This is a genomic window from Microbacterium oxydans (assembly GCF_000956525.1).
GTDB classification, from domain to species: Bacteria; Actinomycetota; Actinomycetes; order Actinomycetales; family Microbacteriaceae; genus Microbacterium; species Microbacterium oxydans_A.
Genome location: NZ_JYIW01000009.1, coordinates 1 through 23,384, shown reverse-complemented (window position 1 = coordinate 23,384; position 23,384 = coordinate 1). Strand labels below are relative to the sequence as shown.

The 23,384-nt window shown below is 69.7% G+C and carries 24 protein-coding genes; 11 read left to right on the top strand and 13 right to left on the bottom strand.

All coding sequences use genetic code 11. The features are described from left to right. Positions 1-117 precede the first annotated feature (117 nt). The gene (gene purD, locus RS83_RS00510) at positions 118-1,380 is read right to left on the bottom strand and encodes a phosphoribosylamine--glycine ligase (protein ID WP_045277540.1); all 1,263 of its coding nucleotides are present in this window, start codon (positions 1,378-1,380) and stop codon (positions 118-120) included. Between the two features lie 69 nt (positions 1,381-1,449). Continuing rightward, positions 1,450-2,121 (bottom strand): NUDIX hydrolase, encoded by a 672-nt coding sequence (locus RS83_RS00505; RefSeq protein ID WP_045277539.1) that lies wholly within the window; start codon positions 2,119-2,121, stop codon positions 1,450-1,452. Between the two features lie 79 nt (positions 2,122-2,200). Between RS83_RS00505 and RS83_RS00500 the strand changes: the two genes are divergently transcribed. The 3 genes from RS83_RS00500 (at position 2,201) to RS83_RS00490 (ending at position 3,438) form a co-directional block, all read left to right on the top strand. Next, positions 2,201-2,569 carry a sterol carrier family protein gene (locus RS83_RS00500; RefSeq protein WP_045277538.1) on the top strand — a complete coding sequence of 123 codons (369 nt, stop codon included), beginning with the start codon at positions 2,201-2,203 and terminating at the stop codon, positions 2,567-2,569. Positions 2,570-2,641: 72 nt separating this feature from the next. Then, positions 2,642-2,998, top strand: coding sequence for a hypothetical protein (locus tag RS83_RS00495; protein ID WP_045277537.1), 357 nt, complete (start codon positions 2,642-2,644; stop codon positions 2,996-2,998). After that, positions 2,995-3,438, top strand: coding sequence for a GNAT family N-acetyltransferase (locus RS83_RS00490; RefSeq protein WP_045277536.1), 444 nt, complete (start codon positions 2,995-2,997; stop codon positions 3,436-3,438). Before RS83_RS00495 ends, RS83_RS00490 begins: the two co-directional genes overlap by 4 nt. A 49-nt stretch (positions 3,439-3,487) precedes the next feature. Here the strand turns inward: RS83_RS00490 and RS83_RS00485 are convergent, their stop codons facing one another. The 3 genes from RS83_RS00485 to RS83_RS00475 are packed head-to-tail and all read right to left on the bottom strand — an operon-like array spanning position 3,488 to position 6,437. After that, positions 3,488-4,261, bottom strand: a complete 774-nt coding sequence (locus RS83_RS00485; RefSeq protein ID WP_052678712.1) for a heme ABC transporter ATP-binding protein — start codon at positions 4,259-4,261, stop codon at positions 3,488-3,490. Then, a complete protein-coding gene (locus tag RS83_RS00480; protein ID WP_045277534.1) occupies positions 4,258-5,331 on the bottom strand; it encodes a FecCD family ABC transporter permease in 1,074 nt (357 codons plus the stop codon). The genes RS83_RS00485 and RS83_RS00480 overlap by 4 nt, the downstream gene beginning before the upstream one ends. Next, entirely contained in the window at positions 5,328-6,437 is a 1,110-nt protein-coding gene (locus RS83_RS00475) for a heme/hemin ABC transporter substrate-binding protein (protein ID WP_045277533.1), read from the bottom strand. Before RS83_RS00475 ends, RS83_RS00480 begins: the two co-directional genes overlap by 4 nt. Before the next feature lie 163 nt (positions 6,438-6,600). On the opposite strand from RS83_RS00475, the gene RS83_RS18145 reads away from it, so the two are divergent. Both RS83_RS18145 and RS83_RS00455 read left to right on the top strand, forming a co-directional pair. Then, positions 6,601-10,476, top strand: a complete 3,876-nt coding sequence (locus tag RS83_RS18145) for an HtaA domain-containing protein (protein ID WP_156153067.1) — start codon at positions 6,601-6,603, stop codon at positions 10,474-10,476. Between the two features lie 264 nt (positions 10,477-10,740). Continuing rightward, positions 10,741-11,055: a hypothetical protein gene (locus RS83_RS00455; protein ID WP_045277532.1), complete on the top strand. Its 315-nt coding sequence runs from the start codon at positions 10,741-10,743 to the stop codon at positions 11,053-11,055. 34 nt (positions 11,056-11,089) lie between these two features. Here RS83_RS00455 and RS83_RS00450 read toward each other — a convergent pair whose 3' ends face one another. After that, positions 11,090-11,695: a hypothetical protein gene (locus RS83_RS00450; RefSeq protein WP_045277531.1), complete on the bottom strand. Its 606-nt coding sequence runs from the start codon at positions 11,693-11,695 to the stop codon at positions 11,090-11,092. Positions 11,696-11,780: 85 nt separating this feature from the next. Here RS83_RS00450 and purM point away from each other — a divergent pair, with 85 nt between their 5' ends. The 3 genes from purM to RS83_RS00435 are packed head-to-tail and all read left to right on the top strand — an operon-like array spanning position 11,781 to position 15,748. Then, positions 11,781-12,947, top strand: a complete 1,167-nt coding sequence (gene purM, locus RS83_RS00445) for a phosphoribosylformylglycinamidine cyclo-ligase (protein ID WP_045277530.1) — start codon at positions 11,781-11,783, stop codon at positions 12,945-12,947. A 6-nt stretch (positions 12,948-12,953) separates the two neighbouring features. Further along, positions 12,954-14,426: an amidophosphoribosyltransferase gene (gene purF / locus RS83_RS00440; RefSeq protein WP_045277529.1), complete on the top strand. Its 1,473-nt coding sequence runs from the start codon at positions 12,954-12,956 to the stop codon at positions 14,424-14,426. Beyond that, positions 14,426-15,748 (top strand): CynX/NimT family MFS transporter, encoded by a 1,323-nt coding sequence (locus RS83_RS00435; RefSeq protein WP_045277528.1) that lies wholly within the window; start codon positions 14,426-14,428, stop codon positions 15,746-15,748. The genes purF and RS83_RS00435 overlap by 1 nt, the downstream gene beginning before the upstream one ends. A 41-nt stretch (positions 15,749-15,789) precedes the next feature. On the opposite strand, the gene RS83_RS00430 is transcribed toward RS83_RS00435, so the two are convergent. Further along, positions 15,790-16,449: a response regulator gene (locus tag RS83_RS00430; protein WP_231587694.1), complete on the bottom strand. Its 660-nt coding sequence runs from the start codon at positions 16,447-16,449 to the stop codon at positions 15,790-15,792. A 161-nt stretch (positions 16,450-16,610) separates the two neighbouring features. Between RS83_RS00430 and RS83_RS00425 the strand changes: the two genes are divergently transcribed. Beyond that, a complete protein-coding gene (locus RS83_RS00425; protein ID WP_045277527.1) occupies positions 16,611-17,759 on the top strand; it encodes a sensor histidine kinase in 1,149 nt (382 codons plus the stop codon). 28 nt (positions 17,760-17,787) lie between these two features. Here RS83_RS00425 and RS83_RS00420 read toward each other — a convergent pair whose 3' ends face one another. Both RS83_RS00420 and RS83_RS00415 read right to left on the bottom strand, forming a co-directional pair. Then, positions 17,788-18,603, bottom strand: coding sequence for an MOSC domain-containing protein (locus RS83_RS00420; RefSeq protein WP_045277526.1), 816 nt, complete (start codon positions 18,601-18,603; stop codon positions 17,788-17,790). An 88-nt stretch (positions 18,604-18,691) separates the two neighbouring features. Next, positions 18,692-18,877: a DUF3073 domain-containing protein gene (locus RS83_RS00415; RefSeq protein WP_029259537.1), complete on the bottom strand. Its 186-nt coding sequence runs from the start codon at positions 18,875-18,877 to the stop codon at positions 18,692-18,694. A 147-nt stretch (positions 18,878-19,024) separates the two neighbouring features. Between RS83_RS00415 and RS83_RS00410 the strand changes: the two genes are divergently transcribed. Then, complete coding sequence (locus RS83_RS00410; RefSeq protein WP_045277525.1) at positions 19,025-19,567, top strand: universal stress protein; 543 nt, start codon at positions 19,025-19,027, stop codon at positions 19,565-19,567. A gap of 203 nt (positions 19,568-19,770) precedes the next feature. Here RS83_RS00410 and RS83_RS00405 read toward each other — a convergent pair whose 3' ends face one another. The 4 genes from RS83_RS00405 to RS83_RS00390 form a co-directional block, all read right to left on the bottom strand. After that, positions 19,771-20,391, bottom strand: a complete 621-nt coding sequence (locus RS83_RS00405) for a PadR family transcriptional regulator (RefSeq protein WP_045277524.1) — start codon at positions 20,389-20,391, stop codon at positions 19,771-19,773. Next, entirely contained in the window at positions 20,388-21,230 is an 843-nt protein-coding gene (locus RS83_RS00400) for a DUF4097 family beta strand repeat-containing protein (RefSeq protein ID WP_045277523.1), read from the bottom strand. Before RS83_RS00400 ends, RS83_RS00405 begins: the two co-directional genes overlap by 4 nt. A gap of 106 nt (positions 21,231-21,336) precedes the next feature. Continuing rightward, positions 21,337-21,915: a hypothetical protein gene (locus RS83_RS00395; RefSeq protein WP_045277522.1), complete on the bottom strand. Its 579-nt coding sequence runs from the start codon at positions 21,913-21,915 to the stop codon at positions 21,337-21,339. A 107-nt stretch (positions 21,916-22,022) separates the two neighbouring features. Then, positions 22,023-22,337, bottom strand: a complete 315-nt coding sequence (locus RS83_RS00390; protein WP_045277521.1) for a hypothetical protein — start codon at positions 22,335-22,337, stop codon at positions 22,023-22,025. A gap of 175 nt (positions 22,338-22,512) precedes the next feature. Between RS83_RS00390 and RS83_RS00385 the strand changes: the two genes are divergently transcribed. Then, a complete protein-coding gene (locus RS83_RS00385) occupies positions 22,513-23,358 on the top strand; it encodes a MerR family transcriptional regulator (protein ID WP_045277520.1) in 846 nt (281 codons plus the stop codon). The last annotated feature ends 26 nt before the right edge of the window (positions 23,359-23,384 follow it).

Here is a 23,384-nt window from a genome sequence, read left to right as displayed (position 1 = left end):
TTGGCCCGCTCGGCGGCGACCCCGCCTGATCCGAAGCGGCCGTTCGCGGCACCTCCTCCGCGGGAGGGGTCGCGAATGGCCGCTTCAGCCACGCAGCACACGGCGTGTCGTGACACCTCAGGCGATGTCGGTGCGGTAATGCGAGCCGTCGAGGGTGATGCGCGAGATCGCGTCGTACGCGCGGTCGCGAGCGGTGCGGAAATCGGATGCCACGGCGACGACGTTCAGCACCCGGCCGCCCGTCGCGATGAGTGATCCGCCCGGTGCGTCGGGTGCTGCGGTCGCGGCGTGCACGATGCGGACGCCCTCGACCGAGGCTGCATCCGCCAGTCCCTCGATCGGACGACCGGTCTGCGGCGCCTCGGGGTAGCCCTCACTCGCCAGCACCACCGTGATCGCGACGTCGTCGCTGAACTCGGGCTCCGGCTGATCTTCGAGCGTGCCGGATGCCGCGGCGAACAGCAGCTCGGACAGCGGGGTGACCAGGCGCGGCAGCACGATCTGCGTCTCGGGGTCGCCGAAGCGCGCGTTGAACTCGATCACGCGCACACCGGCCGGCGTGAGGATCAGCCCTGCGTAGAGTAGGCCGATGAACGGGGTGCCCTCGGCGTCGAGCTGACGGATCACCGGCATCGCGACGTCGCGCGTGACCTCGGCTGTGAACTCCTGCTCGCTGCCGAACTGCTCGGCGAGCCAGGGGAGCGGCGAGTAGGCGCCCATGCCGCCCGTGTTGGGGCCGGCGTCGCCGTCGAGCGCGCGCTTGAAGTCCTGCGCGGGGCTGAGCGCCCGCACCGTGTCGCCGTCGCTGAGGAAGAACAGTGAGACCTCGGGGCCGGACAGGAACTCCTCGACCAGCACCGGACCGGTGGGCAGATACTGCTCGGCGTGCGCGAGTGCCTCGGCGCGGTCGGAGGTGACGATCACGCCCTTGCCTGCGGCGAGACCGTCGGCCTTCACGACGTGCGGGGCTCCGAGCTCGTCGAACGCGGCCTCGACCTCGGCGAGGGTGGTCGCCCTGGCGGCGCGGCCGGTCGGCACACCGGCCTCGTCCATGATGCGCTTGGCGAAGGACTTCGACCCCTCGAGCTGCGCCGCAGCCTTGCCTGGCCCGAACACCGGGATGCCGTGGGCTCGCAGCGCATCGGCGACGCCGGCGACGAGGGGGGCCTCAGGGCCGACCACGACGAGGTCGATCGCGTGCTCGTTGGCGAAGCCGGTCACGGCGCCGCCGTCGAGCGGATCGAGCGACACGGGGGTGGCGTCCTGCGCGATGCCGGCGTTGCCGGGAGCGACGAAGATCTCGTGCTCCGACTGCTCTGCCCGCAGAGCGAGGATGATCGCGTGCTCACGGGCACCGGAACCGAGGACGAGAATCTTCACCTGTCCAGACTACCGAGGGTCCAGGCCGGGATTTCCGTCGAGGCTCGACGCCCGACGCATCCGATCCGCTCAGACGGGCCGTTCGTCGTCGACGTTCCACGGCACGGTCCACCCTGCGGCGTCGAACAGGCCGCTCAGCACCATCGCCGTGAAGCCCCAGACGATCGTGCCGTCGACGTCGAACGCCGGGGCGCGGAAGGTGCGGTCCCCGAAGGCTCGCACCGAGGTGTATCGGGTGGCCGGGTCGAGCAGCTGAGCGACGGGCACGCGGAACACCTCGACGGTCTCGGCATGGTCGACCGCTGCGACGCGTGAGGGCGTGCGCCACCAGCCGAGCACCGGCGTCACGCGGTGGTTGCTCGCGGCGAGCGGGATCTCTGGCAGCGTCGCCAGCACGTCGACGCCGGCGGGATCGAGTCCGGTCTCCTCCTCCGCTTCGCGCAGCGCGGTGGCCGCGGCATCCGCGTCGTCCGGCTCGGTGCGTCCGCCGGGAAACGACACCTGCCCTGGATGCGAGGAGAGCGTCGGGGCTCGCCGCTGCAGCAGCACGTCGAGGTCGCGGGCGACCGCGGCATCCCACGTCGGTGCAGGCACACGGTCGAGCACACCGAACAGGATCAGGACGGCGGCGTCGTGCGCGCTGTCCGGATCGAGGAGGGCGGGGAACGGCCCGCCCCAGGAATGGCCAGACGCTGCGGCGAGCAGCTCGGCGCGTGCGCCTTCCGGATGCTGCGTGCTCATGCTCCGAGCCTATGCCTGCCGCGGGGCGGGCGGGCGGCGGGTGGCCGGGCACGGCGAGCGGGCGCGTACCCTGATTCCCATGGCTCGCAAGATCGACATCATCGACGGACGCACGGCGCTCGACGCCGTCCGACGGGCGGATGCCGAGGGCGCGAAGCCGCAGCGCACGGCGCTCGCGACCGCGGTGCGGTATCTGCTGCAGCTGCTCGATGAGAAGGCGCCGGGGAACAGCGTCGAGGTCCGGGTTCCGCCGTTCGGCGCGGTGCAGGTCATCCAGGGCCCTCGGCACACGCGTGGCACGCCGCCGAACGTGGTCGAGATGGATGCCGCGACCTGGATCGCCGTCGCCACGGGTGAGGAGCACTGGGCGGATGCCGCGGCATCCGGTCGTATCCACGCCTCCGGCATCCGCGCCGACCTCCTGGACGTGCTGCCGTTGCGCCCCTGAGCCGGGTCCGGCGCTGTCTGCGGTGCCGGGTAGCGTGACGATGACGGTGATGATCATGACGAGGGGACTGCTGTGAGCACGCGCAAGACGCCGGAACAGATCGCGGATGAGGAGCGCCGGTACGAGCTGGCTCGGGCTGCGCGCACGCCAGAGGAGTTCGAAGCGTTCGTGTTCGACCCCAATCAGGCGATCCGCGCGGCGGCTGCGCACAATCCGGCGGCGGATGCGGCGTCGCTCTCGCAGTTCGCGCACGACCGGTTCTGGGGCGTGCGCATCGAGGTCGCGAAGCATCCGAACACCACGAGGGGCGTCCTCCTCGAGCTGCTCGAACCCGACCCGCGCAAGCGCGGCGTCGTGCACCACGAGGCCATGGAGCGGCTGATCTCCGAGGGCGTGAGCTTCGACGACGACGGGCGGCCGATCTCGTGAGCTACGTCGTCGACGACTCCCTCGACCGCATCGACACCGACATGGTGTGGCGTGCGCTGCGCGAGGTCTACTGGGGCAAGTGGCGCAGCCGCGACGACATCGAGGCGCAGATCCGCGATGCGTGGCGGGTGATCGGCGTGTACGAGGAGCAGACGGGCGAGCAGGTCGGATTCGCTCGTGCGGTGTCAGACGGCCTCGGCTTCGCGTATCTCGCCGACGTCATCGTGGTCGAGGAGCATCGCGGTCACGGCTTGGGCAAGCGGATCGTGCAGGCGATGATCGACGACGGCCCCGGCGCCCATTTCCGGTGGACGCTCTTCACGAGCGACGCGCACGGCCTGTACGAGCAGTTCGGGTTCGCGGTGCCGGACCGGACGGCACTGGTGCGGCCCGCGGCCCCGCTTCCGGTGCATCCGACGCAGGCGCCGTCGACGCGGTAGCCGACCGCGCACGATCGGCCGGTTGCCGCGCACGAGGGTGACCCTCGGCTCAGCGCCGCGCGACCACCAGCGGCACCCCGGTGCTCGGGTGCGGGAAGACATCGACCGGCTGGCCGTAGACGGCCTCGATCCGCTCGGCGGTGAGCACCTCTGCCGCGCTGCCGGATGCCGCGACGCGGCCGCCGTCGAGCAGGGTGACACGATCGGCGTGCGCGAGTGCGGCGTTCAGGTCGTGCAGCACGATCGCGACCGCGGTGCCGGCATCCGCCTGCGCCCTGATCAGCCGCATGACGTCTTCGTGATGCTTCAGGTCGAGGGCGGCGGTCGGTTCGTCGAGCAGCAGGATGCCGGTGCGCTGCGCGAGCACTCGAGCCAACGCGACACGGGCGCGCTCGCCACCGGAGAGCGAGGTGACGGATCGTGCGGCGAGCGGCAGCACCTCGGTCGCCGCCATCGCTGCCGCCACGATCTCGTCGTCATCGTCGGCTGCCTCTGTGCGTGCCCACGGCGCGCGTCCCATCCGCACGACCTGCTCGGCGCTGAACGGGAAGGAGACGGCGTTCTCCTGCAGCAGCACCGCCCGTGCGCGCGCCAGTTCCTGCGGTCGGATGCCGGTGATCGGCGCCCCGTCGAGGGCGACCGATCCGGCGTGCGGAGATACGTCTCCCGCGAGCACCCCGAAGAGGGTCGACTTGCCGGCACCGTTGGGGCCGACCAGCGCGTGGATCTCGCCGGCGCCGACCTCGATCGACGCATCGTCGAGGATCGCGCGGTCGCCGCCGACGCGTACCGTGACGCCACTCGCGCGGAGCTGGACGCTCATGCCCACCCACCGGAGCGGCGGCGGGTGCGCACCAGCAGCCAGAGGAAGAACGGTCCACCGACGAGCGAGGTGATCATGCCGATCGGCAGGTCGGCCAGGGGCACGGCGGTGCGCGCGACGAGGTCGGCGACCGCGATCAGGAGCGCGCCGCCGACCGCCGACGCGATCATGAGCGGCAGGTGGGCCGGCCCGATGATCATGCGCATCAGGTGGGGCACGACGAGCCCGGCGAAACCGATGATCCCGGCGAACGCGACAGCCGCGCACACCAGCACCGCGACGGTGACGATCACGATCATCCGCAGCAGCTCGACGTTGACGCCGAGGTGGCGCGCGGTGCGCTCGCCGAGGGCGAAGAGGTCGAGCTGCGGTGACACGATGAGCGCGACGACCACGCCGATCGCGACGAGCGGCGCGACCAGGCCGACGTTCGCCCAGAGGGCGCCGTTGAGCGAGCCGAGCTGCCAGAACACGATCTGCTCGCGCGTCGACGTGGTGCCGAGGAACGTGAGGAAGGCCATGCCGGCGCCCGCGATCGCGTTGATCGCGATACCGGTCAGCAGCAGCGTGACGACCTCGGTGCGTCCGCCGGATCGGCTGATGAAGTACACGGCGAGCACGGCGACGAGGCCGCCGAGGAACGCGAAGGCGGGCGTCGTCCACATTCCGAAGGAGGCGAGCCCCAGTGTGATGCTCGCGGCTGCGCCGAGGGCGGCGCCCGAGGAGACGCCGACGACCCCGGCATCCGCCAGCGGGTTGCCGAAGATCGCCTGCATCAGCACGCCGGAGACCGCGAGCGCGGCGCCGACGAGCAGGCCGAGCACGAGGCGGGGGAGTCGGAGGTTGTAGATCACGCCGTAGTCGGTCGCCGACGTGGGCGCCCAGGCCGAGTCGATCCCGATGCCGCGCAGCAGCACGCCGATCAGGTCGGTCGGGGAGAGCGTGTACTGCCCGCTCGTGATCGACACGATGCAGGTGGCGACGAGCGCCACGAGGAGCCCGATCGTGACGAGCGTGAAGCGCAGTCCCCGGTGCGTCGAGGGGGTGCGGGTGACGACCTCGCCGCTCACTTCGGGGGCTCTGGGGCGTAGAGCGCGCGTGCCAGCGCACCGATCACGTCGGCCGAGCGCGGCCCGAAGCTGAGGATCTCACTGTCGGCCATGTCGATCACGCGGCGGTTGATCCCGGCCGGCGTCTCGGCGATCGCCGGGATGCGCTCGATGAGTCCGTCGATGCCGTCGACCGATTCGAGACCATCGGTCATCATGACGAGCACGTCGGGACGGGCCGCGACGAGCGCCTCGGCCGTCATCGGCTTCATGCCCTCCCAGCCGATCTCGGCTGCCACGTCGACGCCGCCGACCGCGTCGATGAGGGAGTCCGCTCCGGAGTCCTCGCCGAAGATGTAGTAGACGTTCGCGGTGCCGCGCACATAGAGGAACAGCATCCGCGCGCGGTGCTCGACATCGGCGGGCACCACCGCGGCGATCTCGGCCTGCGCGGCGGCGAGGTCGGCGTCGAGCCGCTCGATCAGGGCCTGTCCGCGCGTCGGCACGCCGAGGGCGGTGGCGATCTCGGTCACCAGCTCGTCGGTGGTGTCGATGCGGCGGTCGCTGGAGATGACGACGACGGCGATGCCGGCATCCCGCAACTGCTGTCTGATCTCCTTCGGGCCGATCGTGGTGTCGGTGAGGATCACGGTCGGTGCGAGCTCGAGGATGGCCTCGGCGTTGAGGGTATGCCCCGTCTTGGTCACGACGGGCAGGTCTTCGGTGCCGGCGAACATGGTCGAGGCGTCGCGGCCGACGACCTGATCGCCGAGTCCGAGCGCGAACACGGTCGATGCGATGGTGCCGGAGATGTCGATCGGCAGGATGCGGTCGATGTCGGTGATCTCGATCTCGCGCCCTTCGCTGTCGGTCACGGAGACAGGCAGGGTCGGAGCGGCGTCGTCGTCGATCGGATCGATCGCGTGGTCGGAGAGGCACGCGGTCGAGCCGCCGGTCACGGCGCGCACGTCGTCGACGAGGTCGAGCTCGGCGAGGGGCACGGATGCCTGCGGGCAGCTGTCGGCGGCCGCGGATGCCTGCGGGGCGGTGGTTGCTCCCGCCCCAGCGCACCCGGTGAGACCGAGCGCGAGAACGGCAACGAGGAGGACGACGGGAACGCGGCGCATTAGGCAAGGCTAGCCTAAAACTTGACGCGCTCTCCCGGGCACCCCTACGCTCGGGAAGGAGGCTTGCTGAGGTAAGCCTAACCAATATCCCACCCTTCGCCCGACTGCATTGCGGCACCGCCGGCGCGCGTGCTCATCCGCGTGCCCGGAGCCGTGGAGAATCGTGAACGCCACAGCCACAGCACCCTCAGGGAGCGCCCGCATACGCGTGCTGCTCGCCGCCCTCATCTCCTTCGTCCTGATCGCGGCCGGTGCCGTGATCGCCCCGCCGGCGCACGCCGCCGGCGCGACCGTGAACGCATCGGTGACCTCTGCGAGCACCTCCGGCGTGACCGTGCAGGTCGCGGCATCCGGTCTCCCGGACGTCGCGAGCGTCTACGCCGCGCTCATCGTGAAGGGCACCGAGAGCGGGCTCTCCGGCGGCGGTGGCTACGCGGCCTTCGCGATCCCCTTCCCGGCGGTGTCGGCGGGCGCGAGCTCGTTCACGCTCACCGCGCCGGTCGACAAGCTCGACCGCACGCAGGTATACGAGGTGCTCATCTGGCAGCAGCACTCGAACCCCGACAGCTCGACGATCTACGGTCGTGGCGACGTCAGCATCTCGGGCGGGCAGTGGGATGCCGTGTTCGGCACCGAGACGCCTGATCCCGGGACCGACCCCGGCACTGATCCCGGGACAGATCCCGGCACTGATCCAGGCACCGACCCCGGCACGGACCCCGGGACGGATCCCGGCACCGACCCTGGAACCGATCCCGGCACCGACCCGGGCACCGGTCCGGCCGTCCCCGATGAGGCATCGATCGAGGTCTTCCTCGCCGACGGCACCACCCCGGCAGCCGGCACGACGCTCACGACCGGCGACACCATCGTCGTGAAGGGAACCGGCTACGACCCGACCGCGAACGTCGGCGGCCGCGGCGTGCCGATCCCCTCGAACCTCCCGCAGGGCACCTACGTCGTGTTCGGCAACTTCGCGCCGACGTGGCAGCCGTCGGCCGGCGCGGCATCCGCCACCCGTTCCGTCGGTTCGCAGGTCTGGGGTCTCGCCGAGACCGTGCTGAACCAGGTGCCGTCGCAGTACCAGCAGACGATCCGCTCGCAGTGGGTCGACATCGCCGCTGACGGCTCGTTCGAAGCCACGCTCACGCTGAAGGACACGAAGGCGACCCCCGGCACCTACGGCGTCTACACCTACGGTGCCGGCGGCGTCGTGAACGCCGACCAGGAGCGCAGCGTCGCTCTGGATTACAGCGTCGCGCCCAAGATCACGGTGACCTCGGCCGTCTCCACACCCACACCCGGCATCACCGCGACCGTCACGGGTACCGACTTCGGCACCGCGGTCGGCGTCTACGCGGCCGTGATCGAGACCGGCACGGAGGCCGCGGTGACCACCGGAGGAGGCTTCCTCGCGATGCAGTACGTGCGCGGCATCTCCGGCGGCGCGTTCAGCGTCGACCTGACTGCGACGGCTGCATCGCTCGACCGCAGCAAGACCTACGAGGTGATCGTCTGGAAGCAGCACACGATGCCGAACGCCGACACGATCCTGGTGCGCTCGGCGCTCGCCATCAGCGACGCCGACTGGGATGTCATCGCCCCGGAGCCGGTCGATGCGGCGATCTCGGTGTTCCTCGCCGACGGCACCACTCCAGCGGCGGGCGTCGCACTGCAGGCCGGCGACACGGTCGTCGTGAAGGGCAGCGGTTACGACCCGACCGCGAACGTCGGCGGCCGCGGCGTGCCGATCCCCTCGAACCTCCCGCAGGGCACCTACGTGGTGTTCGGCAACTTCGCTTCCGCCTGGCAGCCCTCGACGGGCGCGGCGAGCTCGACGCGCTCGGTCGGCGCACAGGTCTGGGCGCTGTCGGAGGACGTGCTGAACCAGGTGCCGGTGCAGTACCAGGCTGCGATCCGTTCGCAGTGGGTCGACATCGCGGCCGACGGCACGTTCGAAGCCACCCTCACGCTGAAGGACACCCCGGCCACGCCCGGCACCTACGGCGTCTACACCTACGGCGCCGGCGGCGTCGTGAACGCCGACCAGGAGCGCAGCGTCGCCCTGAACTACGGTCAGACGCCGTTCATCACGTCGACCGTGAAGGCGGCCACCGTCGCCGACGGCCTGACCGTGACCGCGGCCGGGACGAAGCTGGGCGACATCTCCGGTGCGTACGTCGCGCTGATCGAGCAGGGCACCGAGGCGGATGTGACCGCCGGCGGCGGCTTCCTCGCGATGCAGTACGTGCGCGGTATCTCCGGCGGCGCCTTCAGCGTCGACCTGACCGCCGCAGCGAAGACCCTCGACAAGACGAAGACGTACGAGGTGATTGTCTGGAAGCAGCACACGCTGCCGACGGCCGACACGATCTTCGCGCGTTCGACGGTCACGATCACCGACGCGCAGTGGAACGCGCTCGCACCGGCGGCGCCGGAGCCGGAGCAGCCCGAGACCCCGACCACGCCCGTGACGCCTCCGGCCGCAGCCGTGCCCGGTGGTTCGCTGCGCTGGGCGATCTCGACGTCGTTCTCCGAGTACGTCATCGGTCAGATCGCGAAGGGCGCGATCGACGTCTCGAACGGGGCCACCCGTTCCGGCGGACAGTTCCAGTTCGGCCAGACGGTCGGCGGCGACTACAACGCGGCGACCGGCATCGGCAGCGTCGTGTACCGCGGCTCCGTGCGCTTCACCGGCCACGCCGGTGTGCTCGACGTCACGGTCTCGAACCCGCAGATCAGCATCAGCGCTGCGGGCGCGGCGACCCTGTTCGTCACGCACGGCGGAGTGCAGGTGGCGTTCGCCACGCTCGATCTCTCCAGGGCCGCCACGACCACGGCGAACGGCGCGGTCACCTACAACGCCGCCCCGGCGACGCTCACGGCCGACGGACGAGACCGGGTCCTGTCCGGCTTCTCGACGACGCTCGACCCGGTGACGTTCACGATCGGTTCCGTCGCCGCTGCGCCGTCCGGCACGACAGGCACCGTCGCAGCCGCTGCGGTGAAGGCCAAGGCGTCGCTCCCGGCGACCCCGCCGGCGAGCACCGGCATCCGGATCGATGACGAGAACCTCGCAGCACTCCAGTCCGGGCAGCCGGCGACGTTCTCGGCGTCCGGGTTCCAGCCGAACGAGACCGACATCAAGGTCGTCGTGTACTCGACGCCCGTGCTGCTCGACACCGTGACGGCGGATGCCGCGGGCACCGCCACCTGGACCGGTACCCTTCCGGCCGCACTCGAGGACGGCGCTCACACGCTCACCATGCAGGGCTCGGTCTCCCGCGGCCTCGCGTTCACGCTGACGCGCGCGGTGACTGCGATCGGCGCGTGCACGGTCGAAGGCGCCTCGCTCGAGTGGGGCTACAAGGAGTCGTTCCGCACCTACATCGAGGGCATCGCCAAGGGCGGCTGGACGCTGACCGACGTCGCCTACGAGTACCCCGACTACGTGTGGGCCAACGGCAGCGGATCGTTCGACGACGAGACCCTCACCGGTCTGATCACGTACGGCGGCAGCATCACCTTCACGGGCCACGACGGCGCGTTGAACACGACGCTCGCCGACGCCAGGGTCGAGCTCGCCGGCAGCACCGGGTACCTGGTGTTCGATGTGACCGGCACCACGCAGGACGGCGCGAGCGTCGACCAGCCCGGCGTGCGCCTCGCGGAGTTCGCGCTCGGCGATGCCGCGGTCGTCGACGGCGTGCTGTCGCTCGACGCGGTCCCGACGACGCTCACTGAGGCGGGGGCAGCCGCGTTCGGCACCTATGCCGCCGGTGAGGCGCTCGACCCGATGACCGCGACGATCCCGGTCGCCGCGGACTGCGGCATCGCCGCTCCGGCCGATGACGAGGAGGCCGAGTCCGAGGCCACCACCGCGGTAACCGCGATCTCGGCACCCGCCGACTCCGACGGTGCTCCGGTGTGGCCGTGGATCGTCGGCGGCCTCGTCGTCGCGCTCGTCGCAGCGGGTGGCGTGCTCATCGCCCGGCGCAACACGAAGGGCGAGACCGCCGAGGTGACGACCGAGGTCTGACCCGGGCCCTTCGACAGGCTCAGGGACCCAGGTGTGGTCGGGGCCCTTCGACGGGCTCAGGGGCCCAGCAAGGCCCCGGCCCCTTCGACAGGCTCAGGGACCCAGGTGTGGTTCGGGGCCCTTCGACGGGCTCAGGGACCCAGGTGTGGTTCGGCGGGCTCAGGGACCCAGCTGTGGTCGACAGGCTCAGGGACCCAGCCATGGGTTGCTGAGCCTGTCGAAGCACGGGTACTGGGCCACAGGGAACGGTGGGAGAATGGATGCATGTCCTCCACCGATTCCCACCAGACCGTCGAAGCGACCGTGCGCCACGTGCCGCGGTACGGCGTGCTGATGACGATCGGCGGCGTGCTCGGCGTGATCGCCGCGGCGATCCTGACCTTCACCGGCAGCTTCGAGGAGTCGCAGGCGCTCGATGTCGTCTACCCGGCCGGTCAGGTCTTCGGGTTCCTGCTGTTGTGGACCGCGCCGATCGGCATCGCGCTCGGCGGTATCGCCGGACTCATCATGGAACGCCTCGCGCGTCGCCACGACCGCGTCGTGCGGGTCGACCGCGAGACGATCATCGAAGCAGACTGACCCGGTCCAGGTCGGCGTCGGGCCGACTCGGCGTTCAGGCCAGTTCGGCGATCACCGGCCGGATCGCACCGTCGAATGCGACCACGTCGCGCCGCAGCCCATCGGTGACCGCGACCGTGAGCGCTCCGATCCACCAGATGCCGCGCTGCGAGAACGGCAGCACCTGCACGTTCAGCTCGAACGAATGGGCTCGCCGCCCGATGTCGCGCTCGAACTCCGCGATCGCGCTGGCGTAGGCACGGTAGGCGTCGCCGCCGCGGTTGCTCTTGATCGAGCTGAGGTATCGATCGTGCGCTGCCCTGGCGTAGCGCAACGCGGATTCCGCCTGCGGCACGATCGCTTCGGTGAGCTCCTCCGCTCCTGTCGCCGGTAGCGCGACGAGCGTGTCGAACCCCTCGATCAGCTCCAACGGCACCTCGGAGCGGTGGGCGCGCGGCTCGACGGTCATGTCCCAGTATTCGCGCCACTGGGCCTCGACCTCGGGGGAGGCGTCGACGGCATCCGGAGCCCTGACCGGCAGTTCGCGCAGGCTCGGCAGATCCTCCGGCGCCCGGATGCCGAGCGCCTGGCGCAGCGCGAGCGCGACGAGAACGGGAACGCTCGCGTCTTCGCGGATGAGCCACTGCGGCTTGTCGGCCATGGCCCCATCGTAGGGCGCTGAGGCTCCGGCATCCGAGACCTGTCGCACGGATTCCCACGGCCTCTTCGGGCGGTAGGCTGTTCAGGTGGCTGCCTCCCCCACCAATCCCTATTCCGAAGCCGGCGTCGATACCGCTGCAGGCGATCTCGCCGTCGAGCTGATGAAGTCTTCCGTGCGCGCGACGCACGGCCCTGAAGTGCTCGGCGGTGTCGGCGGATTCGCCGGCCTGTTCGATGCCAGCGCGCTGCGCGACTTCCGTCGCCCGCTGCTCGCGACCAGTACCGACGGCGTCGGCACGAAGGTCGCGATCGCGCAGGCCATCGACAAGCACGACACGATCGGCCAGGACCTCGTCGGCATGGTCGTCGACGACATCGTCGTGGTGGGCGCGAAGCCGCTCTTCATGACCGACTACATCGCCTGCGGCAAGGTCGTCCCGCAGCGCATCGCCGACATCGTGCGGGGTATCGCCGAGGCCTGCTCCGCCACCGGCACCGCGCTGATCGGCGGCGAGACGGCAGAGCACCCAGGTCTGCTCGGACCCCGTGACTACGACGTCGCGGGAGCCGCGACCGGTGTGGTCGAGGCCGACGCCATCCTCGGTGCCGACCGCGTGCAGGACGGGGATGCCGTGATCGCGGTCTCGTCCAGCGGACTGCACTCCAACGGCTACTCGCTCGTGCGTCACATCATCACGAACGCCGGCATCGGCTACGGCGACAACGCCGCCGACTTCGGCTCGACCTGGGGCGAGGCGCTCCTCGAGCCGACCCGCCTGTACACGCTGCCGCTGCTGCGCCTGATCGACCAGCTGGGCCCTTCGACAGGCTCAGGGACCCAGGGTGGCGGCTCAGGGACCCAGGGTGGCGGCTCGGTGCACGCACTCAGCCACGTCACGGGCGGCGGCATCGCCGCGAACCTCGCCAGGGTGCTGCCTCAGGGCAGCTGGGCCGAGGTCGACCGCAGCACGTGGTCGCCGAGCCCGATCTTCCGGGTGCTCAGCGACATCGCCGGATCCACGCTCGAGTCTGCCGAGGGCACCTGGAACCTCGGCGTCGGCTTCCTCGCGGTGATCGCGGCCGACAAGAAGGATGCCGCGATCGCGGCGCTGAACGCGGAGGGCATGCCGTCGTGGCAGGTCGCCACCGTCGGTTTCGGCGCGCGTCCGGCCGGAGAGTTCGAACAGGGCGCCAAGGGCGTCGACGGCGGAGCGGTTCGCCTCGTCGGAGCATACGCGGACGGAGCGAAGTAATCCCCCATGTGCGGCATCGTCGGAATGGTGGGGGCAGCCCCGGTCAATCAGGACATCTACGACGCACTCCTGCTGCTGCAGCATCGCGGCCAGGATGCGACGGGCATCGCGACGGCGGAGTCGAACGGGGTGATGCACAACGCCAAGGCGCAGGGCATGGTCCGCGAGGCCTTCCGCACCCGTGACATGCGGGCGCTGCTCGGCAACGTCGGCCTCGGGCACGTGCGCTACGCCACGAAGGGCACCGCCTCGAACGAGGAGGAGATGCAGCCGTTCTACGTGAACGCGCCCTACGGCATCATCCTCATCCACAACGGCAACCTCACCAACACGCGTGAGCTGACCGCCGAGATGGCGCAGCGCGACCGCCGTCACCTGAACTCCTCCAGCGACACCGAGCTGCTGCTGAACGTGCTCGCCGGCGAGCTGCAGAACACCACGTCTGCCGTCGACCTCGACCCCGAGCGGGTGTTCGAGGCCGTCGCCCGAACGCACGAGCGCATCGAGGGTGCCTACGCCGTGATCGCGGTGATCGCTGGCTACGGTCTGCTCGCGTTCCGTGATCCCTTCGGCATCCGCCCCCTCATCCTCGGTCGCCGTCCCTCGACGGTGGCCGGCGCCGAGGGCAGGGACGAGTGGGTCGTCGCGAGCGAGTCGCTCGTGCTCGAGAACGGCGACTACGAGGTCGTGCGCGAGGTCGAGCCGGGTGAGGCGATCTTCATCACCACCGAGGGCGAGCTGCACTCGAAGCAGTGCTCGGAAGCCGCGCAGCTGGCGCCGTGCGCGTTCGAGTACGTGTACCTGGCCCGCCCCGACTCCGTCATGAACGGCATCTCGGTGTACGAGTCGCGCCTGCGGATGGGCGACCGTCTCGCCGACACCATCGCGAAGCACGTCCCGATGGACAAGATCGACGTCGTGATGCCGATCCCTGACTCCTCGCGCCCCGCAGCGATGGAGGTCGCCCGCAAGCTCGGCATCGAGTACCGCGAGGGCTTCTACAAGAACCGCTACGTCGGCCGAACGTTCATCATGCCTGGTCAGGCGGTGCGCAAGAAGAGCGTTCGTCAGAAGCTCAACGCCATGTCGACGGAGTTCCAGGGCAAGAACGTGCTGCTGATCGACGACTCGATCGTGCGCGGCACGACGTCGAAGGAGATCATCCAGATGGCCAGGGATGCCGGTGCGACCTCGGTGACCTTCGCCTCGGCTGCGCCTCCGGTCCGCCACCCGCACGTCTACGGCATCAACATGCCGTCGCGCCAGGAGCTGATCGCGCACGGCCGCACGATTCCCGAGATCGCCGAGGTGCTCGGCTGCGATCACCTCGTCTACCAGGAGGTCGAAGATCTCAAGGCGGCGATCACGGAGGGCTCGGCGATCACCGATCTCGACATGAGCTGCTTCGACGGCCGGTACGTCACCGGCACGGTCTCCGACGAGTACCTCGCCTGGGTCGAGGGCTCGCAGACCTCTTGATGTCCGGGTCCCGCGGCTCGTCGAAGGGTCGCCCGCTCTGGGAAGGACGATCCCTCGCACTCGTGGGGATCGTGCTCGTCGCGTTCTCCCTGCGTTCCGCCGTCGCCTCGCTGTCTCCGGTGATCGATCACGTCGCCGAGGACTTCACGATCTCGTCGGTCGTGGTCGGTCTGATCGGCGCGGCACCGCCGGTGTGCTTCGCGGTGTTCGGGCTGCTCACCCCGCTGTTCGAGCGCCGCTTCGGCCTCGAGCGCGTCGCCGTCACGGCGATCGCCCTGATGGCCGCCGGGATGCTGCTGCGCGGGTTCGCGGTCGACTCGGTCACGCTGCTCGCCGCGACCGCGCTGGTGTTCGCCGGGGTCGGTTCAGGCAACGTCCTGCTGCCGCCGCTGGTGAAGAAGTACTTCCCCGACCGCATCGGCATCATGATGACGGTCTACTCGACGACGCTCGCGATCTCGACCTTCCTGCCGCCGCTGGTGGCCGTGCCGGTCGCCGATTCACTCGGCTGGCGGGTGTCGCTCGGCATGTGGGGCATCGTCGCTGCGATCTCCCTGGTGCCGTGGCTGACGCTGCTGATCCGCGAGCGGTCGACTCCCGTGGCAGCGTCGACCGAGACCGTGTCGATCGATCCGACCGACGGTCGGCACGATGTGCAGGATGCCGTGGCCGTCGCGACCGGTCCGATCTCGACCGCTCCAGCCGATCCGCGATACTTCGCCCGCCTGTGGCGGCTGCCGCTCGCCTGGGCGCTGGCGCTCGTCTTCGGCACCTCGTCGACCATGGCCTACGTCTCGTTCGCCTGGTTGCCGACCCTGCTCGTCGACATCGGAGACGTCACCCCGGCCACCGCTGGCCTGCTGCTGTCGCTGTTCGCGCTGATCGGCCTGCCCTGCTCGATGATCGTGCCGATCATGGTGGTGCGGTTCCAGGCGACTCGTCCGCTGTTCTTCATCGCGGTGGGCGGTGGACTGGTCGGCCTCCTCGGGCTGCTGCTCGTGCCGACCGTTGCACTGCCGCTGTGGGTGAGCTTCTTCGGGCTCACGGCCATCATGTTCCCGCTGAGCCTGGTGCTGCTCAGCATCCGCGCCCGCACCCCCGAGAGCGCTGTCGCGCTGAGCGGCTTCGTGCAGAGCATCGGCTACGGGATCGCGGCGGTCTTCCCGCTGCTCGTCGGCCTGCTGCATGACACGACGGCCGGGTGGCAGGTGCCGCTCATCGTGATCGCCGGGGTGTTGATCGTCTCGATCCCAGCCGGCATCGTCGCGGGCCGTCGGCGCACGATCGAAGACGAGTGGGAGCACCGCCACGGTCGCTGGTGACCGATCGGCTCAGGTCACCCCTCGCCGGTGACTCGCGCCGTTCAGTGGAATCGGACGAGTCCGCTGCGGGCCGCGCGGATGAGGATCTGCACGCGGTTGTTGACCTCCCACTTGGTCATGATGTTGCTCAGGTGTGTCTTCACCGTGCTCTCGGAGACATGGATGGCGCGGGCGATCTCGGCGTTCGAGAGACCGAGGGCGAGGTGCGTGACGATCTCCTTCTCGCGCTCGGAGAGCTGCTGGCCGCCGACGAGTTCCTCGCTCGGCTTCACCTGACCGTCTTGCGCGCTCTCGATCAGTCGGGCGGTGATCGTCGGCGACAGGGCAGCCGCGCCCGCGTGGACGAGGCGCACGGCCTCGATGATCGCCTCCGGCTCGGCGTCCTTCAAGAGATATCCCGCGGCCCCGGCCCGGAGCATCGGCAGGATCCGTTCGATCGTGCCGAAGGTCGTGATCGCCAGCACCCGGGTCGTCGGCGTGCGTGCGGCCATCTCGGCCGCCGCCTCCACACCGCCCATGCGGGGCATCTGCATGTCGAGGAGGACGACGTCGGGGCGCAGCTCCTGCACGAGGGCGACCCCGTCGACCCCGTCGATGGCCTCGCCCACGACGTCGATGTCATCGGCGTCCTCGAGGAACACGGTCAGTGCTCGGCGGACGAGCTTGTCGTCATCGACGATGGCCACACGGATTCGTCCCACGTCTGGATCATATCGTCGGCGCCTGAGGCTCCCGCCGCCCGTGCGTGCGTGCCGCGTCGTCCGCCGACCGAACGTACCGTCGAGAACGACCCGAAAGACTCTGGTGCCGGGCCGCGGTCGACGGCAGTGTGAACAGTCGAGCCGAAGGGATAATCGACGATATGAGCAGACTGCGATCCGTCATCGCGACGCCGAGCACATCGCGCGGAATCGTCGCTGCGGCGCCGTTGAACCGTGCAGAGCAGGTGGTGCTGCTCGTCGGTGTGAGCGTCGCCCTCCTGTTCACGCTGCTCTCGACCGCCCTCGGTGGCGAACCGTTCACGTTCGCGATCCTGCTCGACCTGGCGATCACGGCGAGCTTCGCGGTGTTCCTGGTGTCGCCACCCGTCGCCGTCCTGCTGTTCGCGGCGGCGATGGTCGTCGCGTTCTTCTCCGGCTGGGACGGCCCTGCGTTCTCCGCGCTCTCCGTCGCCACCGCGGTCGTCGTCCGCACCGGCTCGGTTCGGGTGATCGTCTCCTTCGGTGGGCTGCTGCTGCTCACGGCGGCGGCGATCGCGATCGTGCAGCCGTCGGAACCGGTCGTGGTCGGCGTCGGTCTGCTGATCTCGGTGATCGCCGGTGCCGCCGGCTTCCTGCTGCGTTCGGCTCGAGGCCGCGAGCAACGCCTGGCGGAGGCGGCGCGGGAGCAGGCGGCCGTCATGGATCAGATCCGCCGCGATGAACGCCTGCTCATCGCGGATGAGCTGCACGACGTGATCGCCCACGACCTGACGGTGATCGCGATGCAGACCCGGGTCATGGAGCGCCAGCGCGATCCAGAGCTGCTCGCGCAGACCCAGCAGGAGATCGGTGACGCGGCTCGACGCGCGCTGCACGACATCCGCCGCCTCATCGCGCCCGGGCACGGTGAGGCGCAGCCGGAGCGGATCGACGACTTCGAGGCGACGCTGGCGCAGATGGAGGCGACGCTGCGCGCCGCAGGATACGCCCCTGAGGTGACCGCGGACCTGTCGCAGCCGCTGCCCCGGCTGGTGGATGCCACGCTCGCGCGTGTGCTGCGCGAGAGCACCACGAACATCATCAAGCACGGACGGGTCGGCCCGGTGGGCATCCACGTGGGAGCGGATGCTCAGACCGCCCGCCTGCAGGTCAGCAACGACTACAGCGTCCCCCGGGTTCGTACGGGCGTGCCGTCGGGCGGATTCGGCTCCACGCGCCTGGCGGAGCGGGTCGACGTCCTCGGCGGCGAGTTCGTGCAGGCGACCGAGGGTGATGCGTGGGTCGTGCGGGCGACGCTGCCGCTGGCGTGAGCGGGGTCAGCGGGCGCTGCGAGCGTGCTCAGCGCGCGTGCACCTCGTCGCCGACGCGGATGACGCCGACAGGCGCAGTGCCCTGCTCGGCGGCCCACCCCGGCAGCAGCAGCCGTCCGAGGGTCGGCTCGTCTTGCGCGAGCGCGCCGGTGAGGGTGGTGAGCACCTTCGCATCGCGGACCCCGGTGTCCGGATTCGCGTGCGTCGCCAGGCAGCGCGCGATCGGGCCGGCGGCGCGGAACGTCACGTCGCCGATGCGCACCTCGCCCGACCAGTCGAGCTCGTCCCACGCATCGACGCCGTCGATCACGACGTTCGAGCGGAAGCGACGGTCGTCGATGCGCAGGTGCAGCGCGTCGCCGAGCGCATCCACGCTGGCGCGGCTGTGCACCGAGACGTAGCCCTGGGCGCGGTCCTGGAACCGGGAGGTCGCGCCGTCGCCGACGAGCACCAGCGGAAGACGACCGGGACGACCGAGCTTCTTCGCCTCAGGGGTCGCGAGCACGAACTCGGTGATGGCATCGGTCAACGCTGCGCGGCCATCGACGTCGAGCCCGGCCTCGACCAGCACGTCACCCTCGTGCTCGATCCGGACCCGTCCGGACCTCTCGTCGTAGCTGGTGCGGAGCGCGGCCAGTGCGGGGAAATCCTGCAGCGCGAGGCCCTTGGCCTTCGGCCAGTGATCCAGACCGTCGCGGACCTCCGGGGTGGCGGCGTCAGCGAAGCGGAAGGCGAGGACGCGGTCTCCCGCGACCCTGCCGTCGGCCTGCACGGTCAGTGCGTCGACGGGCTCAGGTGTGAGTCCCTTGATCGGGTGACGAGAGAGCGAGATGACGCGGGCCATGAGGAGATCCTCTCAGGTGGAGCGCCCGACGCCCGGGCACGACGAAACCCCCGTAGGTCATACGGGGGAGACGTCGAACAGAAAGCGGTCAGGCCTTCTCTAGTTCGTCCTCGTCTTCGTCGGCATAATCATCAGCCCACTTGTCGACGTAGGCGTCTTCGTCGGTCGGATGACCCAATTCGCGCTCGAGAGCGGAATAGTTCACCGACGGACTGTACGCCTTGAGTTCGCGGGCGATCTTTGTGTGTTTCGCCTTCTGACGGCCACGGCCCATGCGCGAGACCCCCTCACGAGTTAAGCTGCGGGCGGCAAGAGCCCGAGGCATCACGACACCGGCGCGCAGCCGGTAAGAGTAGCATTCAGAATAGCACGCGGGTAAGCCCCTCTGGCCGAGGCCAGGCTGGTGAAGGGAACGATCTTCATGACCGACAGCACCTCCACTCCGTCCGACGAGGTCGCGCAGAACGCGGCGCTGCAGACAGCGGTGATCGTCGGCCTGCAGCCGGACCAGAATCAGCGGGTCCTGGACGAGGCGCTGCGGTTCGCACGACTGCTCGATGTGCCCCTCGTCGTCGCCCATGTCGACGTCACGCGGTTCGTGACCTATGAGGATCCGGACGGCTACGTGCACTCCGCTCCGATCGACATCAACTTCGACGCCGGTGCGGCCGAGTTCGAGGCGGTGCAGGCCGCTGCCGCCGCCGTGCTCGACCCGGCGGGCGTCACCTGGACGGCGCGCCAGCTCGTCGGCGACCCGGCGCTCGCCATCAAACAGCTCGCGAACAAGCTCGACGCCCAGCTCATCGTGGTCGGCACGCGCAAGCGGGGGATCGGCGAGTCGATCCGCGAGTTCTTCACCGGATCGGTCGCGGCGCGTCTCACGCACCGCCAGCACCGCTCGGTGCTCGTCGTGCCGCTCGGTGACTCGGTGCCGGACTCGCAGAAGGAGATCTGGCCGGAGTAGCCGCGCCGAGCTTCTCGTGCCGGTGATGACTGCGGCTTGTGCGGCGGCCTGAGGTGTCGCACTTGGCCGCATCCGTTGGGCTGAAGCAGCACTCTGCGACACCTGCGCCGGAGGAGGTGTCGCATCCGGTCGCATCGGTAGTCCTGAAGCGGCCGGATGCGACACCTCGGCAGCCCGGGCTGCTGCTGCCCGGGCTGTGAGGGTCACGACGTCGAGAGGGCTCTCGTCACGGCGTGGGCCGCGGCATCCAGTCCGTCCTCCAGTTCGGAGACGACGGATGCCGGCAGGGCGCCGCCCTTCGCCACATGCGTCCGGATGTCGGTACGCACCCTGGCACGGAACGCATTGATGATGGCATCCGCCCGGTGCAGCTCTTCGCGACTGGTGGCGCGGACGTCGTCGCTCGCCGCACGCGGTCGGCTCTGCGCCGCGGCGCGCTCGTCGTGCTCCGCCGAGGCGAGATCGGCCCGCAGGCTCTTCATCGCGTCCTTCACGCTCTGGCGCACCTCGTTCGCGATGAGGCGAACCGAGTCGGCGAGGCCGGACTCGATCCCGGCGAGGTCGCCTTCGCGCGCTGCGAGCTCCTCACGACCGGCGTCGGTGATCGAGTAGATCGTGGTGCGGCCGTCGACGGTCTTCGAGACCAGGCCCTCTTCCTCGAGCTTCGCGAGCCGCGGGTAGATGGTGCCGGCGCTCGGCGTGTAGGTGCCGCCGGTGCGATCGGTCAGCGATTGGATGATGCCATAGCCATGCTGCGGCGCCTCGGCGAGCAACGACAGGAGGTAGAGCCGCAGGTCGCCGTGCGAGAACACTGCGGGGCTCATGCTTCCTCCCACTCCGCGTCGTTCGTGATCGATTCGGGTGCCCGGCGAAGCACCGTGACGCCGCCGGAGACCGAGTTCGCGCGCAGGTCGACGAAGCGGCCGGCCAGCTCGCCCTTCGTGCCCGTGTAGTTGCTCGGGCCGGAGGAGTTGCGCTCGACGCCGTCGATCAGCAGGCGGCCGGTGAGCGAACGGATGACGTAGTTCGCGGCGAGGGACTCGTCGAGGCGCACCGTGGTGCCGCCCGACACCGAGTTGACGGTGATGGAATTGACGTCGCCCGCGGCATCCACGAGCGTGGCTCCCGAGACGATGTCGACGGTTGCCTTGCGGACGGCGCCGGTCACGGCCACGTCTCCCGAGACGCTGTTCGCACTGATCGAGCCGGTCAGGCCGCGCACCTGCACGTCGCCGGAGACCGAGTTCACGGTGAGGTCGCCGATCAGGGTGTCGACGATGATGTCGCCGGACACGGTGTTCAGTCGGGTGTCGTTGCGGAGGCCCGAGACGAGGGCGCCGGCGCTCACGACGCCGAGGTTCAGCGCGATCCCGCGGGGGACGGCGACGCTCACCTCTGCGCGCGGGCCACCCGAACCGAAGTTGCGGAAGACCTCGAGGAAGTTGTCCCAGCCCAGCTGCGGGTGGTCGATCTCGACCTCGCCGTCGTGGGCTTCCACGCGGAGATCCTTGGTGGTGACGCCATGCACCTCGATGCGGATGCCCGGTTCGTCGTGGGCGATGATGTCGACCTGCCCGCCGACGAGGCCGACCTTGAGCCTGGTCGCGGATGCGATGTCGATGACGCGTTCTTCGCCGGGGGCGATGAGCCACTTCTCGGTCATGTCTGCTTCTCCTGTGTCGTGGGTCACGATATATCGTGTGTTGGAAGAGTAACACGATATATCTCGATTCTGTCAAGGGGTTCCTGCCACGACAGCCCCCGACGACTCAGTTCGGAGGGGCGACGTACTGCACGGCCGTGGTCACCGCGTTGTTCGACAGGTCGGATTCGCCGGAGCCGGCCGGGGCCACGAGGGTGACGACCAGAGGCGCGAGGTCGGACACGAACGTGGAGGAGTTGACCGTGGCGAAGAACGGCTGGATCGGGGCGGTCGTCCCGTCGGCGGGGATCGCGATCGGCAGCGCGAACGTCACGGTTCTCGTGTTCCCGGTGAGCTCGGAGGTGAGCTGGATCGCCGGTTCGCCCAGCATCGTCACGCTCACGTCGTCGAGCAGACGGATGTCGAAGCTGAGCAGCAGTGTGGCGCCCGACGTGGCGGTCGCGCCGAAGGTGGTGGCGTCGAAGGTGTACGGGATCGTCACGTCGAAGGTCAGCGTCCCCTCCGGATTCGTCACGATGATCCGGTTGCCGAACGGCTGCGCGGTGAGCTCGAGATCGATCGCCGTGCTCGCGGCTGCGAGCGGCACGGCCGCGGCGACGGCCACGACGGGCAGTGACCAGGCGGATGCCTTGAGGATCGTTCTGCGGCTCGGACCCGTCGGCGTCGAGCGGGTGATTTCGGGCATGCTGGTGCTCCTCCGGGTGAGATGGCGTCGCGACTCCTCCGGGAGTCCCATCAAGGCTAGGCGAGGGCGAGCATCAGGCCCGGTGGGCTCCGCCGCGTTGCGCGGACCTACCGGGCGCCGGCGGATGGTTGCGTTCTGCGCGCGACCAGTCGATCGCATCCCGCCAGGACGGCGACGAGGATCAGTGTCGCGACGATGAACGTGATCACCAGTGGGAGCGGGTCGTTGAGGCCCGCTCCGAGTTGCGATGACCCACCTGGTCCTCGCCGCACCTCGACGAACACGGCATCGAAGAATCCCAGCCTTCTCCCCACGGTCGACCCTTCGGCGAACATGAGCCAGATCGCCGCGACGATCGCCGCGCCGGCCGTGAGGACGAGCGCTGCGACTGCGCATCCGGCGGTTCTCAACGACCGCTTCATGACGTGTGTGCCTTTCGATCGACCGCGTTCCGGAGATGGAGAGCTCTGATCGTGACATGAACAAACGCTGCTGCATACCCCCATATGTAGTGGAAATGATGTCAAACAACGACAGTTGACATTGACGCAACGTCAACTTCTATCGTGGAAGCAACGACAGCAGAGGAGGAGAACGATGAACGACTGGTCGATCCAGGAGATCGCCCGGCTGGCTGGCACCACGAGCCGGACGCTGCGGCACTATGACGACATCGGGTTGCTGCCGCCGTCGCGCATCGCCTCGAACGGATACCGGCACTACGACTCCTCGGCGCTCGTGCGGCTCCAGCGCATCCTGCTGCTGCGGGAACTCGGTCTCGGACTGCCGCAGGTCGCTGAGGTGCTCGGTCCGGCGCGCGGCCGAGGCGTTGGCGGGCACGGTGCTGTCGAGGCAGAAGCCGACGCCTCGGGCGCCGGGAACCGCGCCGTGGCGGAGGCATCCGCTCTCCAGACCCACCTCGCGCTGCTGCGTGAGGAGCAGGCCAGGCTGACGCGGCAGATCGCGGCGGTCGAATCCACCATCGATGCACTGAGAGGAGGTGAACAACTCATGGCAGAGAACATGTTCGACGGCTTCGACCACACCCGGTACAAGGAGGAGGTCGAGGAACGTTGGGGCACGAAGGCCTACGCCGACAGCGACAGCTGGTGGCGGGGGATGACGGATGCCGAGCGCGCCGACTGGCAGCAGCGTGTGTCCGACCTCGGGCGCGACTGGGTCGCCGCGGCGGAGAGCGGCATCGATCCGGCATCCGACCCTGCGCAGGACCTCGCTCGACGACACGTCGCCTGGCTCACCGGTGTGCCTGGCACGCCGGCAGCCGCCCCGGGCGGCGACGTGAAGGGCTACGTGATCGGACTCGGCGAGATGTATGTCGCGGATCCGCGCTTCGGCGCGAATTACGCGACGTCCGACGGCGGCACCCGTGGCGCGGAGTTCGTCCGTGACGCGCTCCGCATCTACGCGGACGCCACCCTGTAGCATCCCGCCCCCGCCCCACCCCTGTC

Coding starts and splice junctions, on each gene's coding strand:
- RS83_RS00420 (WP_045277526.1), bottom strand. CDS start 18,603: ATGGCCCGCGTCATCTCGCTCTCTCGTCACCCGATCAAGGGACTCACA.
- RS83_RS00455 (WP_045277532.1), top strand. CDS start 10,741: ATGTCCTCCACCGATTCCCACCAGACCGTCGAAGCGACCGTGCGCCAC.
- RS83_RS00450 (WP_045277531.1), bottom strand. CDS start 11,695: ATGGCCGACAAGCCGCAGTGGCTCATCCGCGAAGACGCGAGCGTTCCC.
- RS83_RS00395 (WP_045277522.1), bottom strand. CDS start 21,915: ATGCCCGAAATCACCCGCTCGACGCCGACGGGTCCGAGCCGCAGAACG.
- RS83_RS00475 (WP_045277533.1), bottom strand. CDS start 6,437: ATGCGCCGCGTTCCCGTCGTCCTCCTCGTTGCCGTTCTCGCGCTCGGT.
- RS83_RS00410 (WP_045277525.1), top strand. CDS start 19,025: ATGACCGACAGCACCTCCACTCCGTCCGACGAGGTCGCGCAGAACGCG.
- purF (WP_045277529.1), top strand. CDS start 12,954: ATGTGCGGCATCGTCGGAATGGTGGGGGCAGCCCCGGTCAATCAGGAC.
- RS83_RS00385 (WP_045277520.1), top strand. CDS start 22,513: ATGAACGACTGGTCGATCCAGGAGATCGCCCGGCTGGCTGGCACCACG.
- RS83_RS00405 (WP_045277524.1), bottom strand. CDS start 20,391: ATGAGCCCCGCAGTGTTCTCGCACGGCGACCTGCGGCTCTACCTCCTG.
- RS83_RS00485 (WP_052678712.1), bottom strand. CDS start 4,261: ATGAGCGTCCAGCTCCGCGCGAGTGGCGTCACGGTACGCGTCGGCGGC.
- RS83_RS00435 (WP_045277528.1), top strand. CDS start 14,426: ATGTCCGGGTCCCGCGGCTCGTCGAAGGGTCGCCCGCTCTGGGAAGGA.
- RS83_RS00415 (WP_029259537.1), bottom strand. CDS start 18,877: ATGGGCCGTGGCCGTCAGAAGGCGAAACACACAAAGATCGCCCGCGAA.
- RS83_RS00400 (WP_045277523.1), bottom strand. CDS start 21,230: ATGACCGAGAAGTGGCTCATCGCCCCCGGCGAAGAACGCGTCATCGAC.
- RS83_RS00500 (WP_045277538.1), top strand. CDS start 2,201: ATGGCTCGCAAGATCGACATCATCGACGGACGCACGGCGCTCGACGCC.
- RS83_RS00425 (WP_045277527.1), top strand. CDS start 16,611: ATGAGCAGACTGCGATCCGTCATCGCGACGCCGAGCACATCGCGCGGA.
- RS83_RS00505 (WP_045277539.1), bottom strand. CDS start 2,121: ATGAGCACGCAGCATCCGGAAGGCGCACGCGCCGAGCTGCTCGCCGCA.
- RS83_RS00390 (WP_045277521.1), bottom strand. CDS start 22,337: ATGAAGCGGTCGTTGAGAACCGCCGGATGCGCAGTCGCAGCGCTCGTC.